This window comes from Chroococcidiopsis sp. CCALA 051 (assembly GCF_003015105.1).
GTDB classification, from domain to species: domain Bacteria; phylum Cyanobacteriota; class Cyanobacteriia; order Cyanobacteriales; family Chroococcidiopsidaceae; genus Chroococcidiopsis; species Chroococcidiopsis thermalis.
Genome location: NZ_PYCI01000214.1, coordinates 1 through 7,239, shown reverse-complemented (window position 1 = coordinate 7,239; position 7,239 = coordinate 1). Strand labels below are relative to the sequence as shown.

Below are 7,239 nucleotides of genomic sequence, written 5' to 3'. Positions count from 1 at the left end.
AGCATATACTGTATTCTTGTAGTTTACGGCTACTCACAAATAAACAAGATTTTTTACTATTGTTGAATCGGATAAATTTCGAAAGCATTGAACGATTGAAGAAAAAATTTACTGCAAAAAAATATTTTTATAAGCATATTATTCTGCTAGTAAGGCGATCGCTCTCTAGTAGATAAGTGACATTTAATGAGTTACAGGAGATGCTATTAGCGATTAACACGGATGACGACCAGCCCAGAACGGTTTGGGTGACGATCGATCGTGACCTGCACAAAACAGGAGATATTTTGAAGTACATTTACTCGACGGATGCGGTGCAGATCGGTCAGTTAGTGACAGTTGAGGCGCAGGACGGAAAAGAAGTGTCGATTACGGTTCCAGACCCAGGTTTTGTAATTTTTAAATATAAATAGTTGAGAAATCTATGGTATCAATGCAAAAAGCTTTGATGATTTGCGATCGGCTGAATCCTAAAGATTGCGATCGCTGTATCCTCGGTCTCCTATATTCCTACCTGATGCAAGCAGAGGAAAATAACTCTGAATGCAGGCAAGTCCAGCAAATACTAGCACAATTGAAGCAAGCTTTGGATCGGGGGGGAGCGAGCGGTTTGGCGATCGATGGGCAAGTGCTGCTCATAACTCAAAGAGTAGAACAACTACTGAGCCAGTATTTTTTATCCTATGTCCTGCACTCATTGCCAGAGACTTTACAACATTGGTTTAAGCATCAGATTTTGCAATTCGTGCACGCCGGTGATGTTCCATCCTCCTGCTTACCCTTACATTTTGAGCAAGCTGGACGACAGTTGCTTATCCGTCTCATTCCCGATCCGAAAGGGGAGCAATATTTGTTGCTACTGGAGGAACAAGAATCGCCATCCTTTTCTGTCGCAACTTTGCAATTACTAGGACTCACTGAACGCGAGGCAGAGGTACTCTTCTGGATTGCTAAGGATAAAAGCAATGCCGGAATTGCTAGAGTCCTGGATTGCTGTGAAGGAACGGTGCGAAAACATCTAGAGCATCTTTACAAGAAACTAGGTGTACAAACCCGAACGGCTGCTGTGATGGTTGCCTTGGAAAAGTTGGGGCTTTTCAAAGGGTAGTTTGTTGCAATCTCGTCATAATCCTATACGCGGATCGTCGTATTTTCGCTGGAATCGATTTTTGCCAATATTTAATTGGAAGCTTATAAAAGCTTCTAGGCTTTAGTGAATCTGATTTAGAAAGGTAAAGCCTAATAAAAACTTTACAAACGTAGGTAAATAATATGTCGAATCAACCTGAAGAATTCACAAATCCTGGCAACTCAAATCCTGAAGAATCTCAAACTGGCAATGATACTGGTTCTGAAAGATTCGAGCCGCCAACATCTGGAGAGAGCGTACAAGCACAAGCAGAACAAGATCTTATAGAAGCCCTCGCTGAGGTCGATGCCGATCTACTTGCCTTAAAAGATGAAATTGCAGAAAACTTGATGACCTCAGCGCAGGAAGTAGGAACATCTAACATCGTCGGAGTCGGGATTGGCTCGCCCAGTCCAGATGCGATGATTGCCGGTCTCAGTGCTAATCCATCTCCTGACAAGTTATCGCTCAATATATATACCCTGGACCAGGTGAGTATGGATCGAGTTCTGAGCGAAGTTTCTTCTATGACTGGAACACGGGCACTCTCAGAGGTACCCATTACTCAAATCCCCACCGGTTACATCGATGCACTTAATAAACGTGCTCGCATTCGACCGGCTCCAGGAGGTGTTTCAGTAGCTCATTTCGCGGTCACAGCAGGGACGATCGGTTGCCTGTGTATTGGCACTAGCCCTCCACGCTCTAGCCGTCTCATGACCCTCAGCAACAACCATGTGTTAGCTAACTCGAACAATGCCAAAGCTGGTGACTGTATCTGCCAGCCAGGACCTTATGACGGCGGCAAATGTCCTACCGACCAGATTGCCATTCTTGAGCGTTGGGTGCCGATCTACTTTGATGGTCGGTGTAACTATGTTGATGCTGCGACAGGTTGGGCATGGCCGGATCGCGTGCGCCGCGAGTTAATGTACGAGAGCGGCGGGAGTGATAGATATTTCCGTGTCGGTAGTACTCCGGTGGCACCTGCGGTTAACATGATTGTTGGGAAGACGGGACGAACTACGAATCTCACCCAAGGTCGCATTGTGGACATCTCTGCTACAATCCGTGTGAACTATGGAGGTGGGCGCGTTGCGCTCTTCTGCGATCAGCTTGGAATTGTCAGCACTTCTTCTTCTGCTTTTAGTGCTGGTGGTGACTCTGGTTCGCTAATTTGGCGGTGGGCTAGTGGTTTAGCACCTGTGGGCTTACTGTTTGCTGGTGGCGGTGGCTACACTTTTGCTAACAAGATCCAGAGGGTACTGCCTGCTCTAGATATCCGCCTGTATACCTGAGCAGGAGTATCGGATGGGTGTAGTACAACTCCATCCTAATTATTCAGTTTAGTAAGGAGTACTTCCAAGGGCGATCGCGAAGCGAATGAATTGCTTAAACAAGCCTCGCCTGCTTTGCAAATCGCCCCGAGCGCCACACAAACAGTTGCCTGAAGAAAATTACTCCGACAGTTTTTGTCTTCAAAATGAGCGATCGCGGCTCGCTCAGTCGGTGGGATAGTTGTTGTTGCCAACTAATCTTTGTCTTAGGATTGAGATGAAAGTGATATGGAGCATATTTATGACTAACTCTGAACAGCAACAATTCCAAGTACCTGACTTGGCGGAACTTGGAATTGAGATGAGTCCGCAAGATTATTCGCCAACTGTGTCCCTGATAGACGATGGGCTGGAGAGCGTTCTTCGTCGTCACGAAGCAAATTTGCTAGCGATTCCAGGGGTAACAATGGTATCTCGTCAAATGGTTGAACCAGGAAGAGAAACAATTATCATTGGGGTAATTGACTCTGGAGTGCTAGACTGCTTGCCTGCTGACTTGGAAGGAGTACCAGTTCGCGGCGAAGTGACTGGCCCAATTGAGGCGCTTTGATTAGGAACCCCAGAATGGATTATTAATAGCATGTCGATCTGCTACCATTCCCGTGCTGATTGTAAATCAAGTCATGACGTAACTGCAAAGTTAGTTTGATTGGGCGATTGCTTCTTTGAAGGGCAACACGCGATCGCCTCTATGTCATAGAAAAATCAACGCTAGTTGCTCCGATCCAATTGCTGCAAAATCTTCTCTAACTCCTGCTGATAGCGACCGTACTCAGCCCAATTCCCCTGACGCAGCGATCGCTGTGCCTTTTGGTAGGTTTCCAGTGCAGATTTTGCTAAGCTGGCAGTCTCCCCAGCAGCACTAGGCACTTCCTTCTCTGGCTGAACGCCGCCAAAGATTGCAGCTAAAGATTGTGCTAAAGTTTCTGCCATTACCACTTCTTTGCCGTGCGCTACAATTACCCGCTCTAGCTGCGGTAACTCGCCTCGTTCTGCCCGCAGATAGACTGGTTCTACATAGAGCAATGACTGTTCGATCGGTATCACTAATAGATCGCCGCGAATGACTCTGGAACCTGCCTGACTCCACAAGGTAAACTGTTGGGAAATTTGCGGATCTTGGTCGATCCGCGCTTCAATTTGCCGAGGACCAAAAACCAGTTTTTGCTTGGGAAACTCGTACAACAGTAACTTACCGTAGTCTTGACCGTTCGATCGCGCCGTCATCCATGCAACCATGTTGTCTTTATTGACAGGGGTAAACGGCAAGATCAGAATAAATCCAGCATTTGCTTCCTCTGGCAGACGCATGATGACATAGTAAGGCTGCATCATCTGCTCGTTGCCTTCATACACTTGGATGGGGAAGCGCCACAGATCTTCGCGGTTGTAAAACACTTCTGGATCGCTCATGTGGTAAGCAAGATAAATTTGTGCCTGGATTTTGAATAAGTCTTGCGGATAGCGAAAGTGGACTTTAACTTCTGGTGAGATATTGGCTGGAGGTTCAAATAGGTGTGGAAAAATTTTGCGATAAGTGACAAGTAGGGGATCGGTTTCGTCGATCGCAAAAAATCGCATTGTACCATCGTAAGCATCTACCAACACCTTGACAGAGTTGCGGATATAGTTGATATTGCTGTCTAAAAAGTGCTTGGTATTGCCTTCCTGGAGAAATTCGGTGGCGTTTTGGGTGTGTGTCACTGGTTCGGAATAGGGATAGCGATCGCTCACCGTATAAGCATCGACAATCCACTGTAACCTACCGTTAATAATTGCTAAATAAGGATCGCTATCCAGCCGCAGAAATGGCGCAACATGACTGACCCGCGCTTGAATTTGACGATAGTAATGGATGCGCGAGGAATTGGTAAAGTAATTAGAAATCAAAATTTGAATGCTGCCCAAGTCGTAAGCATAGGCAAGCCTGTGCCAGATGGAAGGGATTGGCACGCCGCCTTTACCTTGATACTTGGTAAATGCATTGCCATCACCTAGGGGATAGTCAAACTCTGGAGTTGAAGTGCCAGTAAATATATATGAATCGGTTTCTTCACCGTAGTAAATTGCAGGCTGGCTCACCTGAAGATTCACCTGGGAAACAGGCGGGATATCTTTGATATACAGTTCGGGTAAACCATCGCTAGTCACGCTATTCACGGGACTCATCACCAAACCGTAGCCGTGAGTATACGTCAAACGCTGGTTGACCCAGGTACGCGCTGCTTGGGGTAATTGGGAATGGGAAAATTCCCTTGCTGATAACATCACCTGCTGGTAATTGCCGTTTATGGTGTAGCGATCGACATCCACGCTCCTAAATTTGTAGTAGAGGCGGATTTCTTGCAACTGGCGATAGGTGCTAATACCATTTTATGAAATGCCTGCTACAGATAAAGCATGGAGAATATAATGCCAGCCCGTTAAGCTCACAATGATTTCTGGCGTGAAAGAATTCAGGATATGCCGAACTTTATCTCTCAATTCATCCAGATTATCGAACAACTGCCAGCCTAAAAAACTCTTGATGTACTGCCATAGTCTTTCAATTGGATTAAGTTCTGGACAGTGTGAGGGTTGGAATAATAAGATAATATTGTCTGGTACGATTAAATCAATCGCTTTGTGAAAAGAACCGTTGTCAAGTTGTAGAATGTGGAAATCTTGAGCATAAGTTTGAGAAAATAAGTCTAAAAAAGCTTGAAAGCAAGTGGTATCCAAGTGAGAAAACTCGTAAAAAAAGCGACAACCTGTTGTCGGCTCAACTACACCGTAGACATAGTAATTCTCTCGTTTCCATTGTCCGATTCCGATTGGTTTAACGCCGAAACCTGTTAACAGCCGACGCTCAATAGTTTTTAGCCCAAAGCGAGATACCATTATCACACCAATAGCGTAGTTGCTTCTCTTCTATTCCTTGACTCCGTAAAGATGCAACTATTGACTGTAAATGGTTTGGGAGTTTTTTTTAAAGTCTTTGAGTTCTTCTGGGTTCTGCTCGCTACTGCGTGGTCGCATTGGATTTCAGTTTCGCGTTTAGCTTGTAACGAACTAAACGATGAACGACGTGATAATTTGCTTCAACTCCTAGTACAGCTTTGAACCATAACTGCACTTCTTTATAACCAGGAAATCCTTCTGGGTCTTTCAATTCTTCTTTTAACGATACTATTGCATAGGCGTGAAATCAACATTGGTCTTCCCTGACTTTTGTATTGAGACAGCAATTGAGACAGTCCGCCATTACGGTATGAGCGTAACCAGCGTTGAACTGTAACTCGATTACGTCCTAGAATTATTGCCAGATGTTGTACTGTCTCAACTTGCTTTGTCTTCAGCAGATATAACGCCTGTACTCTTTCCTTCCCAAAAGCTGTTTTTTGTGCTGCTAATAACGTCTTCAGCTCTTCAACGGATTCGGTGATATCAATTTTAACAACGCGCCTTCATGACACTTTACCTTGAGCTGTTACTTTCTACTATCTGTAGCATACTTAAAATAAAATGGTATTACTTGACTCATCAACGAGAAGATCTTTACCCACTGCCCAAGCAGTTCCAGCCAGAACGCTTTCTGGCTCGTCAGTTTTCACCATACGAGTATTATCCCTTTGGTGGCGGCAATCGTCGATGCATCGGGATGGCATTTGCCCAAATGGAGATCAAATTGGTGCTAGCGACGATTCTCTCGCAGTTGCACTTATCCCTAGTTGATGACCGTCCAGTTCGCCCTGTCGGGCGTGGCGTAACTTTGACTCCCCCATTGAGCTTGGAAATAGTAGCAAATCGCCCCAACTAAAACACGCAAACTCGCGGCTACCTAAATTGAAAAAATTAAGGATTTGTAGTTGTATGAACCTAACTGGTAATAAGTTAGGCAATTTAGCCCGAATCAAGCTTTTGAGCCATGTTGCTCGGCAGCAACCGTCATTACTTGAATTCTATTCGAGCGATCGCCCTGGTACAATCGCGAAGATCTGCGCGAGATTCTTGGCAATTTCAATCCCTGTAGGAATGCTGTCTTATTTACTATCTACTCCACCTGCCAAGGCGCAGATCGTTCCAGATTCTACGCTACCTACTAATTCTTCAGTTAGGGAGCGGGGTGATACCATTTCGATCGAAGCTGGCACTACCAAAGGAACTAATCTATTTCACAGCTTCGATTCCTTTTCCATCCCAACTGGTACTACTGCCTATTTCAACAATTCTGCTGCGATTGAGAACATCATTAGTCGAGTCACGGGAAAATTTATCTCAAAAATTGATGGTGCGATCGCCGCCAACGGAGCGGCTAACTTGTTTTTGCTCAATCCAAATGGAATCATTTTTGGTGGCAACGCTCGTTTAAACATTGGTGGTTCATTTCTTGCCAGTACAGCGAATAGTCTTAAATTTGCCGATGGCAGTGAATTTAGCGCCACTGCAAGCTCTACTACACCACTGCTGACGGTCAACGTACCAATAGGTTTGCAATTTGGTGGCAACTCGGGGGCGATTCGCATACTGGGCAAGGGTCACGATGTCATTGCTGCGGACTACCAACCAATTGTGAGAGGCAATAACTCTGATGTAGGGTTACAAGTTCAGCCACAACAAACGCTGGCAATGGTAGGGGGAGATATCAGTCTAGAAGGTGGCGTTGTAACCGCCCAAGCAGGAAGGATTGAGTTAGGCAGCGTAGACAACGGGTTATCTTTCTTCTGTCACTACGGTGAGAATAAAATAGAAGTCAAGCTGAACTGAACTGAGCATAAGTAATTGGAGCAGTAC

8 protein-coding genes and 2 pseudogenes are annotated in these 7,239 nt (G+C 45.3%); 6 read left to right on the top strand and 4 right to left on the bottom strand.

Annotated features, from left to right (window positions below; all coding sequences use genetic code 11):
• Positions 1 to 200 precede the first annotated feature (200 nt).
• The 3 genes from C7Y66_RS29445 (at position 201) to C7Y66_RS32735 (ending at position 2,427) form a co-directional block, all read left to right on the top strand.
• Entirely contained in the window at positions 201 to 413 is a 213-nt protein-coding gene (locus C7Y66_RS29445) for a hypothetical protein (RefSeq protein WP_199197719.1), read from the top strand.
• Between the two features lie 11 nt (positions 414 to 424).
• Entirely contained in the window at positions 425 to 1,108 is a 684-nt protein-coding gene (locus tag C7Y66_RS29440; protein ID WP_199197718.1) for a LuxR C-terminal-related transcriptional regulator, read from the top strand.
• A gap of 164 nt (positions 1,109 to 1,272) precedes the next feature.
• Positions 1,273 to 2,427, top strand: a complete 1,155-nt coding sequence (locus C7Y66_RS32735) for a hypothetical protein (RefSeq protein ID WP_106548257.1) — start codon at positions 1,273 to 1,275, stop codon at positions 2,425 to 2,427.
• 35 nt (positions 2,428 to 2,462) lie between these two features.
• On the opposite strand, the gene C7Y66_RS30730 is transcribed toward C7Y66_RS32735, so the two are convergent.
• Positions 2,463 to 2,660 carry a hypothetical protein gene (locus C7Y66_RS30730; protein ID WP_146149908.1) on the bottom strand — a complete coding sequence of 66 codons (198 nt, stop codon included), beginning with the start codon at positions 2,658 to 2,660 and terminating at the stop codon, positions 2,463 to 2,465.
• Between the two features lie 47 nt (positions 2,661 to 2,707).
• On the opposite strand from C7Y66_RS30730, the gene C7Y66_RS29430 reads away from it, so the two are divergent.
• Complete coding sequence (locus C7Y66_RS29430; RefSeq protein ID WP_106548256.1) at positions 2,708 to 3,016, top strand: hypothetical protein; 309 nt, start codon at positions 2,708 to 2,710, stop codon at positions 3,014 to 3,016.
• Between the two features lie 161 nt (positions 3,017 to 3,177).
• On the opposite strand, the pseudogene C7Y66_RS29425 reads toward C7Y66_RS29430, so the two are convergent.
• From C7Y66_RS29425 to C7Y66_RS33615, 3 genes and pseudogenes are all read right to left on the bottom strand, one after another.
• Positions 3,178 to 4,833: pseudogene (locus tag C7Y66_RS29425) on the bottom strand (UPF0182 family protein); the annotation flags it as partial.
• Between the two features lie 6 nt (positions 4,834 to 4,839).
• Entirely contained in the window at positions 4,840 to 5,346 is a 507-nt protein-coding gene (locus tag C7Y66_RS32210) for an IS630 family transposase (RefSeq protein WP_106548254.1), read from the bottom strand.
• A 239-nt stretch (positions 5,347 to 5,585) separates the two neighbouring features.
• Positions 5,586 to 5,771, bottom strand: coding sequence for a hypothetical protein (locus C7Y66_RS33615; RefSeq protein ID WP_370143992.1), 186 nt, complete (start codon positions 5,769 to 5,771; stop codon positions 5,586 to 5,588).
• 206 nt (positions 5,772 to 5,977) lie between these two features.
• On the opposite strand from C7Y66_RS33615, the pseudogene C7Y66_RS29410 reads away from it, so the two are divergent.
• Both C7Y66_RS29410 and C7Y66_RS29405 read left to right on the top strand, forming a co-directional pair.
• Positions 5,978 to 6,265 (top strand): annotated as a pseudogene (locus C7Y66_RS29410) (cytochrome P450); the annotation flags it as partial.
• A gap of 53 nt (positions 6,266 to 6,318) precedes the next feature.
• Complete coding sequence (locus tag C7Y66_RS29405; RefSeq protein ID WP_199197715.1) at positions 6,319 to 7,212, top strand: filamentous hemagglutinin N-terminal domain-containing protein; 894 nt, start codon at positions 6,319 to 6,321, stop codon at positions 7,210 to 7,212.
• Positions 7,213 to 7,239: the final 27 nt, after the last annotated feature.

Excerpts from the sequence above, each read along its gene's own strand:
- C7Y66_RS29445 (WP_199197719.1), top strand. The coding sequence starts at position 201 with ATGCTATTAGCGATTAACACGGATGACGACCAGCCCAGAACGGTTTGG.
- C7Y66_RS29440 (WP_199197718.1), top strand. The coding sequence starts at position 425 with ATGGTATCAATGCAAAAAGCTTTGATGATTTGCGATCGGCTGAATCCT.
- C7Y66_RS32735 (WP_106548257.1), top strand. The coding sequence starts at position 1,273 with ATGTCGAATCAACCTGAAGAATTCACAAATCCTGGCAACTCAAATCCT.
- C7Y66_RS29430 (WP_106548256.1), top strand. The coding sequence starts at position 2,708 with ATGACTAACTCTGAACAGCAACAATTCCAAGTACCTGACTTGGCGGAA.
- C7Y66_RS32210 (WP_106548254.1), bottom strand. The coding sequence starts at position 5,346 with ATGGTATCTCGCTTTGGGCTAAAAACTATTGAGCGTCGGCTGTTAACA.
- C7Y66_RS29405 (WP_199197715.1), top strand. The coding sequence starts at position 6,319 with ATGAACCTAACTGGTAATAAGTTAGGCAATTTAGCCCGAATCAAGCTT.